The following is a 17,716-nucleotide window of genomic DNA, read 5'->3' on the forward strand; positions in this document are numbered from 1 at the left end:
CCCGAGATAATTACTCAATTAACAATATGATAACATAGACCTGATTTCATTTATTATATTGGGTTTTTTACAAGGATTTATTCGTAACGTTCAATTAATTACAACATTATCAGCGAAACCTTAATAATTCCTTAATTTTCTTGATATTTTTGTGGAAATCACACTACCATATGAAGCCAATAAAACAAGGACTGTACTCTCCAGAGTACGAACACGACAATTGCGGTGCAGGTTTTATCTGTAACCTAAACGGAGTAAGAACCAATGACATCATTCATAAAGCACTGGATATTCTGATACGACTTGAACACAGAGGAGCAGTAAGTGCGGATGGTAAGACTGGTGATGGGGCAGGTATATTGATCGACATTCCTCACGACTACTTCAAAGAAGTTTGTGATTTTGAAATCCCCCAAAGCAAAGAGTATGCTGTCGGAATGCTTTTCCTTCCAAAATCAGATAACCAATCAAAACTTTGTAAGGACATTTTTGAGCAAAATGTCAAGCGACAGGGTTTAAATATTATCGGATGGAGAGATGTCCCTGTTGATAAGAGTTGTATTGGCACTATTGCAGCAGAAACAGAGCCGACTATAAAGCAGGTTTTTATCGGAAAAAATAATCAAGAATTATCCGAGCAAGCCTTTAATGCTAAACTTTTTGCAGCAAGAAAAATCGCAGAACACGCCATCCTAGATTCAAATCTAGCAGAGGCTGAATATTTCTATTTTGCAAGTCTCTCAACCAATACCATAATATACAAAGGACTACTGATGCCACAAGACATCAGCCGCTATTATATTGATTTGGAACAACCAGAGGTGGTTACCAAACTCGCCTTAGTACACCAACGTTTCTCCACCAACACCTTCCCCACTTGGGATTTAGCACAACCTTTTCGCTATATGTGTCACAACGGAGAAATCAACACCCTAAAAGGAAACCTAAGTAGAATGAAGGCTCGTGAAGAACTCTTTAAAACGGAGCTTTTCGGAGAGATTATAAATGAGGTTCCTCCAGTGGTCTTAGAGGGAAAATCAGATTCTGCCTCCATGGACATGGTTTTAGAATTGTTATTACAAACAGGACGCTCCCTTCCAGAGGCCATGATGATGATGGTACCTGAGGCCTGGGAGAAACACCTATCGATGAGTGATGATAAAAAAGCCTTTTATGAATACAATGCTTGCATCATGGAACCATGGGACGGACCCGCATCCATCCCGTTTACTGACGGAAATTATATAGGAGCTCTACTGGATAGAAATGGATTAAGACCATCACGTTATACCGTTACAAAAGACGGCTTTGTTATCATGTCCTCTGAAACAGGAGTCATTGATATCGAACCTGAAAATGTAGAACTTCACGGTAGGTTGGAGCCGGGTCGTATGTTCCTTGTGGACATGAATGAAGGTCGTATCATCGGAGATCAGGAGGTCAAGAAAAGTATTGTTTCTAAAAGATCTTACAGAGCGTGGTTGGATGAGAATCTATTACACTTATCCAATATCGATTATACAGGAAATAAGACCCCTGTTGAAAAAGAAGATTTCGTAACCCGTCAAAAAGCATTTGGATATACGGAAGAAGACATCAAAACGCTTATTATTCCTATGGCTACCCTTGGGAAAGAAGCCATCGGATCCATGGGTACTGATACCCCACTGGCCGTTTTATCCGACAAATCCCAATTGTTGTTTAACTACTTTAAACAACTATTCGCTCAGGTTACCAATCCACCATTGGATGGTATACGAGAAGAAATCGTAACCGATATCAGTCTTTGCATTGGAGGGGATAAAAACATCTTTGACATCATTCCAGAACAATGTAAAAAGTTAAAGATTCAAAACCCAGTCATCTCCAATGAAGATTTAGATAAAATAAAATACATCGATCACCCAGATTTTAAAGCGACTTCTATTTCAATGCTCTACGACATTGACAAAGGACTCAATGGTCTCGAGGCGCGTTTAGATGCAATGGTTGATGAGATTGCCTCTGCGATCGATAACGGCAGTAATATCATTATACTCTCCGATAGAAATATCTCCAAAGAAAAGGCTCCTATTCCTTCAGCGCTAGCCTGTTCATTTGTGCATCACGAACTTGGACGTAGAGCTAAAAGATCTTCAATTGGAATAATCATAGAATCAGCTGAACCAAGAGAACCGCATCATTTTGCTTTATTATTCGGATATGGCGCTAGTGCAATCAACCCATATATGGTTAATGAACTGATCGACAAACTTGTCAATGATGGAGAAATCACGACCACTTTCGAAGAAGCTGTATTGAACTACAACAAAGCCATCGGAAAAGGTATTGTGAAGATTATGAATAAGATCGGAATCTCTACCCTGCACTCCTATCGCGGAGCTCAGATATTCGAAGCTCTTGGATTAAACAAAAAATTCGTCGATAAGTATTTCACCAATACCCCAACTAGGATCGAAGGTATTGGAATCTATGAAATTGAAAAAGAAATACAAAACAAACATCGTAAGGCGTACACCCAAGACAGTAATTACGCTAAACTCGATTTAGAGATTGGAGGAGATTACCGATGGAGAAGAAACGGGGAGCGTCATATGTTCAACCCCACCACTGTTGCAAAATTACAACAAGCCGTACGAAGCAATAAGTTCTCAAGCTACAAGCAATATGCTGAAATGATCAACGAGCAGAGTGAGCGCCTAATGACACTTAGAGGAATGTTTAAATTCAAAAGTCTAAATCCTATTCCAATTGAAGAAGTAGAGCCATGGACAGAAATTGTTAAACGTTTCAAAACTGGTGCTATGTCCTTTGGTTCCATTAGCAAAGAGGCACATGAGAATTTAGCCATTGCCATGAATCGTATAGGAGGAAGAAGTAACTCTGGTGAAGGAGGGGAAAACCCAGATCGTTTCCATAAAGACCTCAACGGAAATTGGAGAAACAGTGCTATTAAGCAAGTTGCTTCAGGACGTTTCGGGGTATCTATAAATTACCTGTCAAATGCCAAGGAAATACAAATTAAAATGGCTCAGGGTGCTAAACCGGGAGAAGGTGGACAATTACCTGGACCAAAGGTAAATCCAGACATTGCCAAAACCAGAAATTCCACCCCATATGTAGGGCTTATATCCCCACCTCCACATCACGACATCTATTCGATTGAGGATTTGGCACAACTTATCTTTGACCTTAAAAATGCCAATAGAGAAGCAAGAGTAAATGTCAAATTAGTATCCGAGGTAGGTGTAGGAACTATTGCAGCTGGTGTGGCAAAAGCAAAAGCAGATGTGGTACTAATATCAGGATTTGACGGAGGAACAGGAGCCTCTCCACTGACTTCCTTACGCCACGCAGGTTTGCCATGGGAACTAGGTATTGCAGAGGCGCAACAAACACTTATACTTAATGATCTTAGAAATCGAATCGTTGTTGAGTGTGACGGGCAATTAAAAACAGGAAGAGATGTGGCTGTAGCTTGTCTACTGGGAGCAGAAGAATTCGGGTTCGCCACCGCACCGCTTGTTGCCTCAGGTTGTGTAATGATGCGCGCTTGCCATCTAAACACCTGCCCTGTTGGAATTGCCACCCAGGATCCAGAGTTGCGTAAAAACTTTAAAGGAAGTCCCGAGCACGTAATTAACTTCATGTACTTTGTGGCCGAAGAATTACGACAAATCATGGCCGATCTTGGATTTAGAAGTATTGAGGAAATGGTGGGTCAAAGTCAAAAATTAGACATGAACACAGCCATTGAGCATTACAAAGCACAAGGCATTGATTTATCAAAGATTCTTTACAAGCCAAGAGTTTCAGAAGATGTAAAACTATACAATACTCAAAAGCAAGATCATCATTTAGAAGGTGTATTGGATTTTGAAATTCTAAGGCAGGCTCACCCTGCGGTGTACCGTAAGGAGAAAATGACCTTAGATTTCCCAATTACCAATATTAACCGTACCACAGGAGCTATCTTAAGCAATGAAATTTCCAAAATACACGGAGAAAAAGGACTACCAGAGGACACCCTTCATCTAAACTTTAAAGGAGCTGCTGGGCAAAGCTTTGGTGCATTTGCAACCAAGGGGCTTACCATGACAGTAAGCGGAAACACCAATGATTATTTTGGTAAGGGACTCTCAGGAGCAAAATTAATTGTCAAGGCTCCAGAGGAAGCAACCTTTAAACCAGAGGAGAATGTTATTATCGGAAATGTAGCCATGTATGGTGCTATCAATGGAGAGGCCTATATCAATGGAATTGCAGGGGAGCGTTTCTTGGTTAGAAACTCAGGTGCCAAAGCCGTAGTAGAAGGCATTGGAGATCACGGTTGCGAATACATGACTGGAGGAATTGCAGTTATACTAGGTAAAATAGGTCGAAATTTCGCCGCTGGAATGAGTGGAGGAATCGCCTACATCTACAATCCAGATCACGCACTAGACACAAACGATATCAACATGGAAATGGTTGCCTTTGAATCTCTCAGTGAACAAGATTTACAAGAATTAAAAAGACTAATCACAAATCATTTAGAATACACCCAAAGTCCCCTAGCTGGTAGAATACTGAGTGATTGGTTAGCAAATAGTAAAAATTTCATAAAAGTGATGCCAACCGAATATAAAAAGGCACTGGAATTATTAGCCGAACAAAACACTGAAGTTGAACAAGAATTAACAATAGCATAAGATGGGAAAACTAAGAGGATTTTTAGAATACGAGAGAGAACAAGAAACTACAATTGCTGTTGATAAGCGTCTTAAGGATTACAAAGAATTCACCAAAGAATTAAATCCACAAGCACTGAGTAATCAAGGAGCACGATGCATGGATTGTGGAATCCCATTTTGCCATAGTGGATGCCCCTTGGGTAATTTAATTCCCGATTTCAACGATGCAGTCTATAAAAACAACTGGCAAAAGGCAATCCATATACTTCACTCAACCAACAATTTCCCTGAGTTTACTGGTCGATTATGCCCTGCACCCTGTGAATCAGCTTGTGTTTTAGGGATCATTCAACCTCCAGTATCGATAGAGCTTATTGAAAAATACATTGTTGAACGCGGTTTTAAAGAGGGCTGGATAAAGGCAAATCCACCTAAAAAACGTAGCGGAAAAACCGTTGCAGTTATTGGATCAGGACCTTCTGGACTTGCAGCAGCTCAACAGTTAAACCGCGCTGGACATATGGTAACAGTCTTTGAGAGAGATAAAAAAGTAGGTGGACTTTTGCGCTATGGTATTCCGGATTTTAAATTAGAAAAAAGTGTTATTGATCGAAGAATTTCAATCCTAGAACAAGAGGGAATCGAATTTAAAACAGGTGTTCATGTTGGTGTTAATTACAAAGTCGAAGACTTACATGACTTTGACGCTGTGGTTTTATGTGGAGGAGCTACCAAAAGAAGAGGACTTCCAATCCCTGGAACCGACGCTAAAGGAGTCGTACAAGCGATGGAATTCTTAAAAAGAAATAACCAAGTTGTAGATGGTCAAGCGGAAAGTTCAGCTGATTTAAATGCCAAAGGAAAAGATGTTATTGTAATTGGAGGTGGTGATACAGGTTCTGACTGCGTAGGAACTTCCAATCGTCATGGCGCTAAATCAGTGACTAATTTTGAAATCATGCCAATGCCTCCGCAGTACAGAAGCGAGGAAAATCCTTGGCCATATTGGCCCTTTACCCTTAAGACAAGTTCTTCTCATGAAGAAGGAGTTGAAAGGAATTGGAGCATTTTGACAAAAGAATTTGTAAAAGATGCCCAAGGCAACCTTAAAGCTATTAAAACTGTAGAGGTAAAATGGGTTAAAATTCCAGGAGAACGACCTCAATTACAAGAGGTTGATGGCACTGAGAAAGAGTGGCCATGCGACTTGGCATTACTAGCCTTAGGATTCACTGGTCCAGAAGAAACCCTTAGTGAACAGTTAGGATTGCATACCGATCAACGAAGCAACATTAAGGCCAGTAATAATTATCAAACCAACATACCACACATATTTGCAGCAGGAGATATGCGAAGAGGACAATCCCTAATTGTTTGGGCAATATCTGAAGGAAGAGAAGCTGCATATCATGTAGATCATTACTTAATGGGGGCATCCTCATTACCAACTAAAGAAAAAGGAGATTTACCAGCCGCATAAACCAACAAAGGCAATATTTGTTTTGGTGACCATTAGCTGGCTTGATATTATGTTGAGTCAGCTATTTTTTTAAAACCTTCACAACCCTTGATAATTCCAAGGGTTTTTGTATTTTCCCAAAAATTTTTTTATGCAAGATTCTCCAGTTTTTTCAGATGACACTATGACATTGGGTATCATAATGTTATGCCTTGGTTTTGTTTTTTACACCACCGCGAGTTCTAATTCATTTTGGAAGAAGTTCTACAAAATCATCCCTGGAGTATTAATGTGTTACCTGCTTCCTTCGCTTTTTAATTCTTTTGGAATTATTTCCGATGAGACTTCCAATTTGTATTTTATTGCCAGTAGATATCTTTTACCTGCAGCACTCGTTTTAATGACTCTTAGCATTGATTTAAAGGCTGTATTTAATCTTGGCCCAAAGGCATTAATTATGTTTTTCACGGGAACCATCGGGATTATTATCGGTGGACCCATTGCACTATTCTTAGTCGCTTTAGTATCACCCGAGACTGTAGGAGGTGTTGGGCCCGATGAAATATGGAGAGGTCTATCTACCTTAGCGGGAAGTTGGATCGGCGGAGGAGCTAATCAAGCGGCTATGCTGGAGATATTTAAATACAATCCGGAAAAATACGGTGGAATGGTATTGGTTGACATCGTGGTGGCAAATCTATGGATGGCGGTACTACTATTAGGCGCAGGGAAAAGCGATAAAATTGACCGTTGGTTAAAAGCAGATAACAGCGCCATTGAAAAGTTAAAGAAAAAAGTTACAGAATTTTCAGAGAGTATTTCTCGACAGCCAAGTCTCTCTGACTATATGGTTATACTAGCCTTAGCGTTTGTACCAGTTGGAATCTCTCATTGGGGAGCCAACAATATATCGGACTATCTCACAGCTAACTTTGAGGCCATTAGTGATACCTCGAGTGCACTTTCGTCTTTTGGATCACAATTTTTCTGGATGATCACTATAGCCACAGCTATAGGAATAGGCTTGTCCTTTACCAAATTCAGAAACTATGAAGGAGCTGGAGCAAGTAAATTCGGATCAATATGTATTTATGTCCTTGTAGCCACTATTGGAATGAAAATGGACATTTTTAAAATATTCGATAACCCAGGACTATTAGCTATTGGACTCATATGGATGAGCATTCATGCATTATTGTTAATTATAGTAGCCAAACTTATTAGAGCACCCTATTTCTTTTTAGCTGTAGGAAGTCAGGCCAATGTTGGAGGAGCAGCATCTGCACCTGTTGTAGCTGCGGAATTTCATCCATCACTAGCAACTGTTGGAGTGCTTCTAGCCGTCTTCGGATATGCCGTAGGTGCCTATGGAGCTATTTTATGTGCCTATTTAATGCAAATGGCATACTAAAGCTAGTATCTTAATAAAGAAATATGCATATTTGCGACTTGTAAAATAACACAAAATGAATAAACTCATCACCCTACTATTCACAGCTTTAATCCTGGCATCTTGTGCTAAAGAAACCGGTAATTTAACCATCAATGGAACTGTGAAGGGACTACGTAAAGGAAAAATATATTTACAAAAAGTAAAGGATAGTACTTTAATTAGTATCGATTCCGTTAAAATTGATGGAGAGCCTAACTTTCAGTTTACAACAGATATTGAAAGTCCAGAAGTTCTCACCCTATATTTAGATAAAAATGACAGAAATAACTTAAATGATCAACTAGATATTTTTGCAGAACCTGGGGTGATCAATGTTCAGACCACCAGAGACTTTTTTGCACCAGAGGCAAAAATTGAAGGTTCAGAGAGTCATACGAAATGGAATGAATACAAAAAAATACGTTCAAAATTTGGAGGCGAAAATCTTGACCTGATAAAGGAAATTTTAGAGGCAAGTAAAGCAGGAAATATGACTTTAGTGGATTCGCTACAGACACGCTCCGATCAAAATGCAAAAAGAAGCTATCTATACACCATTAACTTTGTACTTAACAATACTGACTCCTATGTCGCGCCATATATTACGCTTGTAGATGCTTATAATGTAAATATTAAATATCTAGATTCAATTTCAAATACACTTACTCCAGAGGTCGCGGACTCTAAATACGGAAAGCTACTGAGGGAATATATCACGGATATAAAAGACGATATTGCTAAGGCCGAAATTGACAGTATCAATTAGAAATAATAAGCTGTAGTGCCATACCGAGACATCCCATTGATACACCGATGTGGCACTACAGCTTATTAGCAAATTATTTTAACCAAATAAAGTCTTAGGTATATAACATGCTAACTGATTCTTGTCACCATATCTTTTACTGGTATTCTTACCTTTGGTGCATCAGCTAAGAAATCATTTTCTTGATCACGGTACCCTAAAGAAAGGATCACTACACTATGTAAGTTTTTCTCTTTCAAACTGAGTAACTCATCAAATAATTCAGGATCAAAACCTTCCATTGGAGTCGCATCTACCTTAACATTAGCTGCAGCGATTAAAGCCGTTCCCAGGGCAATATATGTTTGCTTTTCAGCCCAAAGTTTGTTTTGGTCATCAGTTCTACTACTAAAATAAGAATCCATCGTAGTGAATAATCCTTCTAGTGATTCAGTAGGAACTCCTTGTTTTTCAGCAGTCAGTTCTACCAAATTTCTAATATGCTGCGTGGTTACTTTATTGTATGCAGCAAAAACTAAAAGGTGTGAAGAATGAGCGATCTGTTTATTAAATGAATTCGCGCCGAGTTTCTCTTTTAGTTCGGCGTTATCTATTGCCAATACACGGTATGGCTGTAGTCCACATGAGGATGCAGAAAGATTAATAGCCTCAGTGATAAAGTCCAATTTCTCTTCGCTTATCTTTTCATTGGAATAGCTTTTTGTGGCATATCTCCAATTTAAATCTTGTATTAAATCCATAATTCTAATTTTTAAAACAACAAAGTTATGTTTAGGCAGTGACATTTAGTAACTTTATGACAAAAAGTAATGGTGACATTTAGGTAACCATCAACAAACATAAGGCATGGACAAAATAGAAACTAAATTAAAAGGGGATCACAAAATGTGTAGAAATAACATAAGGGCAATTCATGACGCTTTCGATGTTATCGGAGGTAAGTGGAAGATTTCAATCATATCATGCTTGAGTTTTAATGCGATGCGTTTTTCTGAATTATTAAAAGAAGTAGAAGGTATTTCTGGAAAAATGCTCAGCAGAGAACTCAAAGAATTAGAAACAAATCAACTCATCAATAGAGAAGTTTTAAGCACCCACCCTATCACCGTTCGTTACACGCTCACGGATTACGGTAAAACCGTGCAACCCCTAACTCAAACTATAGCAAAATGGGGGCTCAATCACCGTAAAAAGATAATCGGGTGATTTGGATGATGGGTTTGAAAGCGGAATCTGTAAAAAGAAGGCATACTGAGTTGTCAAAAATTAAAAGTTGTCATCCCAATAGCCCTCTCTCGATTCGTTTTATATCCTAGCTTACTCTTTAATTGGAGTATTGGCAAGGATTTCTTTTAAAAACTTCCAAAACTTTTTTACTGATTCAATTTCCACTCTTTCATCTGGAGAGTGTGCTCCTTTTATAGTAGGACCAAAACTAATCATATCCATTTCTGGGTAATTCTGACCTAGAATACCACATTCTAAACCAGCGTGACATGCTACAACTTTAGGTTTATCATTGAATAATTCTTCATACTTAGCCGTCAATACCTTTAAAATAGGACTGTTCATATTTGGATTCCATCCTGGATAAAAACCTTTAAGTTCCACCGAACACCCACACAGTTCAAAACAAGAACGTAAGGCATTGGCGAGATCTATTTTTGAAGATTCCACTGAAGACCGTGTTAAACACATTACTTTTAGCTTCCCTTCTTTAATTTTAACCCTAGCAATGTTATTAGATGTTTGTACCAAATCCTCCATAGTTGGACTCATAGCATAAACGCCGTTGTGAGCGGCATAAATCGCTCTTGTAATCCCTTCCTGAACACCAAGCTCCATTACAAAGGCAGGAACATCTGTTACCTCCGCACTAATCACAAGATTAGGATCCATTACTTTGAATTCTTTCTTTATGGAAGATGCCAATTGATTAAACTCTAAAGCAAAAGCATCGTGATGAATTTCATCCACTACAACGACCGCTTCACTCTCCCTTGGAATTGCATTTCTGAGCCCTCCCCCATCAATACTTGCTATACGTAATCCAAAGCTTTCAAAACCTTCGAATAACAATCGGTTCATTATTTTATTAGCGTTACCAAAACCACGGTGAATATCCATACCACTATGTCCACCGTGAAGTCCCTTCACACTAATCTGGTATGCCATAACTCCAGAAGGAGTTTCTTCTTCCTTATATGAGCGGCTTGCAGTTAAATCTACACCACCAGCACATCCTATATCTATTTCATCATCTTCCTCTGTATCCAAATTCAAAAGGATATCACCTTTGAGAATTCCACCTTTGAGACCTTGAGCCCCTGTCATTCCAGTTTCTTCATCAATTGTAAACAATGCCTCAATTGCAGGGTGCTGTAATTGATTACTCTGTAAAATAGCCATTATTGCAGCTACTCCCATTCCATTATCAGCTCCAAGTGTGGTTCCATTTGCCTTCACCCATCCATCGACGACCATCATTTCAATACCTTGGGTACTAAAGTCAAATTTTGTATCGCGGTTTTTCTGATGGACCATATCCAAATGGGATTGTAACACTACCGTTTTGCGGTTTTCCATTGTTGGTGTGGCAGGTTTACGGATAATAACATTGCCTACCTCATCTTTAGTTGTAGACAATCCTAATCCTTGGCCAAATGCCATCATAAATGCAATGACCTGTTCCTCTTTTTTTGAAGCCCTAGGTACGGCATTTAAGTCTGCAAAATTATTCCATACCGAAATTGGTTCTAATGCTCTAATCTCTGAATTCATTTTTATAAATTTAGATTTTGGCAAAAATACCAATGTTATCTTAGAATTCCGCAATCTAGGATAGGGATTCATCCTTTATGCAATCAATTATCTTAAGATTGACTTTTAGAAAAATAAACCTATTTAACCATAGAAAATCTATGATGTACCTTACAACGTAACTGGACTGGGAAGATTCGAATATCGCAAATTAAGGTAAAACTAAAATACAAGAAACTATAAGTCCCTCAAGAATTTAGAGTATTGATAATTCAAAATATAAAAGTAGGTTCCACTTGGAAGTGGCTGACTTTCATTAATCGTTAAACGACCATTTGAATAACCATCTAGTTGAACCATCATAACCACTAGCTGAAGCGTTTGTATCAATCGTGGCTATTGTTGTCCCTACTCCATTTGTAAAGTTGTAAACACCATCGGTTACTGTTAAGCTTGTGGTATTGGCGTCCATAATAACCTCAGCACCATCAACAGCTGTATGGGTAAACGTACCATCACCGTTATCAACTAAAATATCGGTAGTTCCGTCAAGTTGACTTTTGATCTCTTCCAGTGCCCCTTGAACATTTGTAGAGGTAAAACCATTGGTAGAATTATCAAAACCAAGCGAACCAGCATTCGTATCAATTGCAACAGGAGTCCCGTTTCCATTATCTATGGTATAGGTTCCATCTGTATTATCAGTTACCGCTGTTTTAGCTATAGTTCCTAAAGGAGTTCCATCTTCCGATGCCAGAGAAACTGTCCCATCAACATTATCAATAAGACTAACACCACCCCCAGAATTAATCTCAGCTAACACCTCATCAATGGCATCCTGAACATTTGTAGATGTTAATCCACTAGTTGAACCATCATAGCCACTAGCCGATGCGCTGGTGTCAATTGTAACCAGAGTATTTCCAGGTTGATCTTTAAAACTATAGGTTCCATCACCGTTATCAACTACTGAAATTAATAGATCAATTTCGTTTAAGTCGATGACCGTAGATGTCCCGTCTTCGTTAACATATGTATAGGTTCCGTCATTGTTATTCTCTAAAGTAGTTACAGTTTCAGTAAAATCATTATTGACCTCATCAGAGATTACTATCCTTTTCCAACTGTCCTCAAACCAATAGTAATATCAAGGTCTAACATCAGAAATAGTTTGGATATTATGTACCAAGAGACTTTCTATATTACTAGAACCGATCGTTGTTTGATCAGTTGTTCCAGTTAAAGAAACTTGTGGTATAAGAACCCCTCTATCTTTTGCTACAATTTCCAATTGACTGGATGAATTTGGCATATCGGTACCAATACCCACTTGTGCATATGCTAGTAAACTTCCAACAAAAAATAAGATAAATAGCAGTAGTAGTCTTCCAATAATTTTACGAATTATTACTGAGTAATCATAACAATTGAATTATAAATTCTTGAGGGGTAGAATCAAATTCCGGGCAAAAATGAGAAGAGACCATCAAACATGAAAAGAAATGAAGGTTACGCAGGTACTACATTTTACGGGTTTCCTTATTTTAAACCCCTTACATAGAGTCTGAAGGACTTTGATGATAAAATTTTAACAGCAGAATTAGTTAAAGAAATATAATAATAGAGAAGTTTTCGACCAGCGCTATCCAGATTTAATAAGACCTATACTCCTTTGAATTGTTTTTGAGCCATTGTGAGTTCCGAATTCATTAGAATGAGGAAGCGATAATCATAATAGGCCGTTCCTTTTTGCTTCAAAGTTTTATCGCACTATAGCATATTGGGATATCAAAATCTAGGTAATGCAAAAGTTTTATTAATTTTTCGGACTTTATAAATTCTTGTGTTTTAGTCTTTTTGCAACCACCAAGATTGACTAATTTTGAGTTTATGGCAAAACACTTAAAAACACTCATTGCGCTTTCCATTGTCCCTCAAATACTTTTGGTTAAAATAATTGGATCCTTTCCAAACTTTGTAGAAACCTATTATAGTTCTGGAATATACCCAGTAATTTCTAAAATAGCACGCTATATATTCGGATGGATTCCCATTTCAGTGGGTGATATCATATACTCTATTGCAGCTGTGTTTTTAATACGATTCTTAGTTAAAGAATTACCTAAGCTTTTTAAAAAACCCATTGAAATACTCAGAGAGTGTTTTGTAGTGATCGCTGTGCTCTATGCCTTATTTCATCTGTTATGGGGATTTAACTATTATCGACTTCCCCTACATGAAAAACTTGGTCTTTCAGAGCTTTATACTCAAGAAGAATTATACAATTACACTAACTATCTTATCCAACAAAGTAACTCCCTACACAAACAACTAAACCCTGATTCCACAGCTATAATCAAAATTCCATATTCTAGAGAGGAGATCTACCAGAAAAGTTTAGAAGGATACCAGAAGCTTGCCGATCAATATCCAAATTTACAGATAGAGACCCAGAGCATAAAGACTTCTTTATACTCTACTGGACTAACCTACATGGGGTATGGTGGATACTTAAACCCCTTCACCAATGAAGCCCAGGTCAATGGCTTACAAATCAACTACAGATATCCAGTGGTAAGCTGTCATGAACAAGCTCATCAAATAGGATATTCTGCAGAGAATGAAGCAAACTTTATCGGATTTTTAGCAGCCATACATAACTCTGATTTATACTTTAAGTATTCTGGATATTTATATGTACTGCGTTATGCGCTTGCCGCAGTAGAGAGAAAAAGTCCAGAACAATTTGAAGTTCTTAAAAACCAATTATATCCAGGTATCATCAAAAATTACATTGAAGTCAATACGTTTTGGAAAAAGTACAAGACAAAAGCCGAACCTTATTTTAAAAGAACTTTCAATTCATTTTTAAAAGCCAACAATCAGAAAAAGGGAATTAAGTCCTATAGCTATGTTGTAGCACTACTAGTAAATTATCACAAAGCAAACCATAAAAAAAACAGCGAGATTCAATTTCCCTCGAACTCACTGTTTTAATTGTGTAGGAGTGGGTATACCGTACACATATGGTCATTAACACAAATTAAATAGTAGGGTTATTTTATAGTACTGTCCAAGTAGGAATATTCAACTGTTTTTGTACTTAAATGTAATTGTGCATCATCTTTATAATAAACATTAGCTTTAGTAATTCTATATTTTTCATCATACTCAGGTATGAACCAATAACGATGTTCTAGTTGATTTTCATTCCAAAATTCGATGTTCGTCGGATTAAAGGTCGGAAGGAATTCACTGGTAAAAAATTGTCGACGTCCTGAAATATTAGCCTTACTATCGGCAGCCTCAATAACACCTGCTAACTCCAAATATGGTTTGTATGGATTCAACTCTGTATCATATGTTATATTGACATAAAGCAATTTCACTTCCTCATCCTCCTTTACAATCATCCGTAACAAAGTAGGATTAGAATATCTATCCTGCTCTAGAACATAAAATTCAGGCTTAGGATCATTATAAGGATTCGGAATAAGTAAATCAAGGTAAACGATCCCCTCTTCCCCTTGTTGGCCCTCTACCAAACTTTCAAAGTTCTTTAACTCACCATTATCCTCATTATATTCAAATTTAAGTTCAGGACTTTGATAATCATCACCTTCTTCCGGGTCATCACCAGGTACAATGGTTGTATTAATAAATAATAGCGTGTCTTGCTTTTGTGAATAGTTAAATTCATATAGCTTACCCACTTTACTATCATTATTAGTTATTTTAATAGATTTTAATAAGTGTTCTCGATTAATTTGTACAGATTCTTGAAATATCTCATCTAGTGAATCGTCACAGCTTATTACACATGTAAATACCACTGACAGAATTGCCAGCACTCGAATTTTATTAAACATCTTTTCCCCAATAAAAGTTTATCCGCCAAAGATATTTAATGCCCAACGAGTTACCTTACGGTAAACCGTAAGGTAAATATTAATTGCCGGAAATTAAGGTTAAGTCATTCTATTAATGGATAGCACAGAGGACATTTTAGGGTGAATAAATATAAAAAAGCAACTAATCAATTAGTAAAATCTAACTGCATTAAACACGTAACCTAAAACTGCTTAAAGGTCATAATAATCTCCACAAGCTAATTATAAACTCTGTGATGCTAAAAACTAACGTATTTACCATGTTTAAGTGTTGAAAATTCAGACGTATTAATAGTAAAAAGAACACTTAATCTGTTAATAAATAGTTGTTTACACCACTTTTTCTGTTTGATTTTTCTGATCATTATAAATAACATTACAACTAGTTGAACAAATAATATTAACCATAAAATTTTGAATCATGTTTCAGGAAAAAGATCCACAACTAGAAAAAATTATTGATCAATTAAGTACCATGATGGACCTATGCTATGTTTTCGAATCACAACTTAGATCCACTGAATCCGTAATACCTTTAATTATTGTACTACACCAGGGAAGTACTAAAACAGTTAATCAGGAGATGGTTTCAAAAATGAATGCTATTTTTAGGGAAGCACGTATGTATACTTTTAAAGTTTTCCCACTTGATTATGCAATATCATTATTAAAACAGCACAATCTGTTTTTTATGCAGCACTGTCAAATAGAAAACCTCATCTATCATGTTAGAGATGCTAATTTGGAGCAGTTCCAGGTTGAGATCAATGAAGTGACCTTTGATCTTGTAAGAGAACAAATCGATCACCAACTCAGTTCTTGTGTACATCATTTAGATGCTGCCTGTGAACATAAAGATGAAGGGAACTTTGCAAAGGCACTTTTCTCCCTATATGCCTATCATAAAAGCTTATTGGATATCGCAGCTGAATTTCATTTAGGGCATCAGTTCGAAGAACATTTAATTAGCGAACTTCAAAATCTATTTGCTCCATTTGATATAAACCTAAGTTGCGTATATGATATTCACATTGAGCAAGACCGTCAACTATTGGAATATTTAGATCAAGCAGCCGAAAAAAACTTTATGACACCTACATTTTTAAACGAGCAAGAAATAGAAGCTATAACCTCCAAGGCAAACATTACTCTTAAAGCAACATTACAATTATTTAGAAGCCAGTTAAAGGCTACCAAATATGATTTTGAAAAACTTGGAAAGCTAAAGCGTCTACCGCACTTAACTCCAGATCAAGGGTTTCAAAAAATCCGAAAAGATCTTCAAAATTTAGTGAATCGTAAAATTTTAGAACTTCGTCCTGGTCACGATAAAATCTATTACAAGGCCAATCTAAAAGTAGATGGCACAGCCGACATCCTCTACCATATTTCAGGATTACTAAAGGTTTGTATAATGGCTCTTGGGAATGAGAATACAGATATCTTTCCAGAACCAAAACTCAATATTCAAACAACTCTTGAACACATCCTAGAATTACTTCCATTTGAAGAAGTAGAATGTTTAGAACGGATCATTGATGAATTAGAAATCACTACAGACCACTATTTATTAGAACCTCCAAAGTATTTATATGCCTAAATGGATTAGTCATAAAGCAACCTAAGTATTAATAATGGCCAGAGCATTATCTAAAATGCTTTGGTCTTACTTTTTCCACTATATTATCCTCCTGTTAAACTCGGGAGCTGCCCATATATGGTTAATCAATCTAATAACCATAACTCATGGATTGTGTTAAATGCTTATTTTTGTCAAAAAAACTGGCAATTTGAAAACAATAAGCAGTACCCATAATAGTCTTGTTAAGCAACTTATACAACTAAAGGATAAATCTAGAGAACGTCGTAAGTCTGGTCTATTCGTCTTGGAAGGTATGCGTGAACTTCAACTTGCCGTTAGTGCTGGATATGAAATCCAAAGTATTTGGTTTGATCCAGAAATTATTGCGCTTGATCAGTTGATGGAGCTAACAAAGGTGCAAAACTCTGAACATTACATACAAATCACTAAAGAGGTATATCAGAAACTTGCATATAGGCAAACCACAGAGGGGGTCATAGCACTTGTAAAAAGTATTAATCATAATCTTGATCAACTCACCTTGAGTGAAAACCCTTTAATACTTGTAGCTGAAGCTCCAGAGAAACCTGGAAACATTGGTGCCTTGTTAAGGACTGCAGATGCCGCAAAACTGGATGCTGTTATTATAGCCAATCCAAAAACGGATCTTTACAACCCTAACATCATCCGCTCTAGTGTAGGATGTCTATTTACAAACTCTGTCGCTACAGCAAGTACGGAGGAGGTTATTGAGTTTCTAAAAGCTAAAGGTATTCAAATACACACCGCCGCCTTAACAGCTTCAGTAAATTATAGTACAGTTGATTACAATAATCCATCAGCCATTGTAGTGGGTACTGAAGCAACAGGATTGAGTAATAAATGGTTAGATAATTCTGATCAGAACATTATCATACCAATGCAAGGAGAAATTGACTCTATGAATGTCTCTGTTTCGGCTGCAATTATCATCTTCGAGGCTAAACGTCAGCGGGGTTTTTAGTCCCTACATTAGTCAGAAATAAATCACTGCAAAACAGCGTGTTACATCATTTTAAGATGCTTTACTTTACATATTTAGAGTATTTCACTTTACATATTTCGAAAATATTTGGGATTCGCTGTGAACTACCCACCCACGGCAGAGCCAATGG

12 protein-coding genes are annotated in these 17,716 nt (G+C 37.3%); 8 read left to right on the forward strand and 4 right to left on the reverse strand.

Annotated elements, in window-relative coordinates; translation table 11 throughout:
* Window positions 1-170 precede the first annotated feature (170 nt).
* The 4 genes from gltB to I215_RS13000 all read left to right on the forward strand — a co-directional run bounded on the left by gltB (window position 171) and on the right by I215_RS13000 (window position 8,330).
* Complete coding sequence (gene gltB, locus I215_RS12985) at window positions 171-4,691, forward strand: glutamate synthase large subunit (RefSeq protein ID WP_008992438.1); 4,521 nt, start codon at window positions 171-173, stop codon at window positions 4,689-4,691.
* Between the two features lies 1 nt (window position 4,692).
* Entirely contained in the window at window positions 4,693-6,153 is a 1,461-nt protein-coding gene (locus I215_RS12990; protein ID WP_008992439.1) for a glutamate synthase subunit beta, read from the forward strand.
* A gap of 130 nt (window positions 6,154-6,283) precedes the next feature.
* Window positions 6,284-7,543 (forward strand): DUF819 family protein, encoded by a 1,260-nt coding sequence (locus tag I215_RS12995; protein ID WP_008992440.1) that lies wholly within the window; start codon window positions 6,284-6,286, stop codon window positions 7,541-7,543.
* Between the two features lie 55 nt (window positions 7,544-7,598).
* Entirely contained in the window at window positions 7,599-8,330 is a 732-nt protein-coding gene (locus I215_RS13000) for a DUF4369 domain-containing protein (RefSeq protein ID WP_008992441.1), read from the forward strand.
* Window positions 8,331-8,440: 110 nt separating this feature from the next.
* On the opposite strand, the gene I215_RS13005 is transcribed toward I215_RS13000, so the two are convergent.
* Window positions 8,441-9,070: an NAD(P)H-dependent oxidoreductase gene (locus tag I215_RS13005; RefSeq protein WP_008992442.1), complete on the reverse strand. Its 630-nt coding sequence runs from the start codon at window positions 9,068-9,070 to the stop codon at window positions 8,441-8,443.
* 106 nt (window positions 9,071-9,176) lie between these two features.
* On the opposite strand from I215_RS13005, the gene I215_RS13010 reads away from it, so the two are divergent.
* On the forward strand, window positions 9,177-9,536 hold the full coding sequence (locus I215_RS13010) for a winged helix-turn-helix transcriptional regulator (RefSeq protein WP_008992443.1): 360 nt from the start codon (window positions 9,177-9,179) through the stop codon (window positions 9,534-9,536).
* 111 nt (window positions 9,537-9,647) lie between these two features.
* Here I215_RS13010 and I215_RS13015 read toward each other — a convergent pair whose 3' ends face one another.
* A complete protein-coding gene (locus I215_RS13015) occupies window positions 9,648-11,111 on the reverse strand; it encodes an aminoacyl-histidine dipeptidase (protein ID WP_008992444.1) in 1,464 nt (487 codons plus the stop codon).
* A gap of 295 nt (window positions 11,112-11,406) precedes the next feature.
* Window positions 11,407-11,913, reverse strand: coding sequence for a hypothetical protein (locus I215_RS13020; RefSeq protein ID WP_008992446.1), 507 nt, complete (start codon window positions 11,911-11,913; stop codon window positions 11,407-11,409).
* 1,067 nt (window positions 11,914-12,980) lie between these two features.
* Here I215_RS13020 and I215_RS13030 point away from each other — a divergent pair.
* Window positions 12,981-14,087 (forward strand): DUF3810 domain-containing protein, encoded by a 1,107-nt coding sequence (locus I215_RS13030; RefSeq protein WP_008992448.1) that lies wholly within the window; start codon window positions 12,981-12,983, stop codon window positions 14,085-14,087.
* Between the two features lie 59 nt (window positions 14,088-14,146).
* Here the strand turns inward: I215_RS13030 and I215_RS13035 are convergent, their stop codons facing one another.
* The gene (locus I215_RS13035; RefSeq protein ID WP_156800279.1) at window positions 14,147-14,941 is read right to left on the reverse strand and encodes a hypothetical protein; all 795 of its coding nucleotides are present in this window, start codon (window positions 14,939-14,941) and stop codon (window positions 14,147-14,149) included.
* A 460-nt stretch (window positions 14,942-15,401) separates the two neighbouring features.
* On the opposite strand from I215_RS13035, the gene I215_RS13040 reads away from it, so the two are divergent.
* A complete protein-coding gene (locus I215_RS13040) occupies window positions 15,402-16,580 on the forward strand; it encodes a hypothetical protein (protein ID WP_008992450.1) in 1,179 nt (392 codons plus the stop codon).
* A 160-nt stretch (window positions 16,581-16,740) separates the two neighbouring features.
* The gene (locus I215_RS13045; RefSeq protein WP_008992451.1) at window positions 16,741-17,565 is read left to right on the forward strand and encodes a TrmH family RNA methyltransferase; all 825 of its coding nucleotides are present in this window, start codon (window positions 16,741-16,743) and stop codon (window positions 17,563-17,565) included.
* Window positions 17,566-17,716: the final 151 nt, after the last annotated feature.

The organism is Galbibacter marinus (assembly GCF_000300875.1).
GTDB classification, from domain to species: domain Bacteria; phylum Bacteroidota; class Bacteroidia; order Flavobacteriales; family Flavobacteriaceae; genus Galbibacter; species Galbibacter marinus.

What these genes read in the sequence shown, in the direction of transcription:
- I215_RS13005 (WP_008992442.1), bottom strand. Translation starts at nt 9,070, where the DNA reads ATGGATTTAATACAAGATTTAAATTGGAGATATGCCACAAAAAGCTAT.
- I215_RS12995 (WP_008992440.1), top strand. Translation starts at nt 6,284, where the DNA reads ATGCAAGATTCTCCAGTTTTTTCAGATGACACTATGACATTGGGTATC.
- gltB (WP_008992438.1), top strand. Translation starts at nt 171, where the DNA reads ATGAAGCCAATAAAACAAGGACTGTACTCTCCAGAGTACGAACACGAC.
- I215_RS13030 (WP_008992448.1), top strand. Translation starts at nt 12,981, where the DNA reads ATGGCAAAACACTTAAAAACACTCATTGCGCTTTCCATTGTCCCTCAA.
- I215_RS13000 (WP_008992441.1), top strand. Translation starts at nt 7,599, where the DNA reads ATGAATAAACTCATCACCCTACTATTCACAGCTTTAATCCTGGCATCT.
- I215_RS13045 (WP_008992451.1), top strand. Translation starts at nt 16,741, where the DNA reads ATGCTTATTTTTGTCAAAAAAACTGGCAATTTGAAAACAATAAGCAGT.
- I215_RS13010 (WP_008992443.1), top strand. Translation starts at nt 9,177, where the DNA reads ATGGACAAAATAGAAACTAAATTAAAAGGGGATCACAAAATGTGTAGA.
- I215_RS13015 (WP_008992444.1), bottom strand. Translation starts at nt 11,111, where the DNA reads ATGAATTCAGAGATTAGAGCATTAGAACCAATTTCGGTATGGAATAAT.
- I215_RS12990 (WP_008992439.1), top strand. Translation starts at nt 4,693, where the DNA reads ATGGGAAAACTAAGAGGATTTTTAGAATACGAGAGAGAACAAGAAACT.
- I215_RS13040 (WP_008992450.1), top strand. Translation starts at nt 15,402, where the DNA reads ATGTTTCAGGAAAAAGATCCACAACTAGAAAAAATTATTGATCAATTA.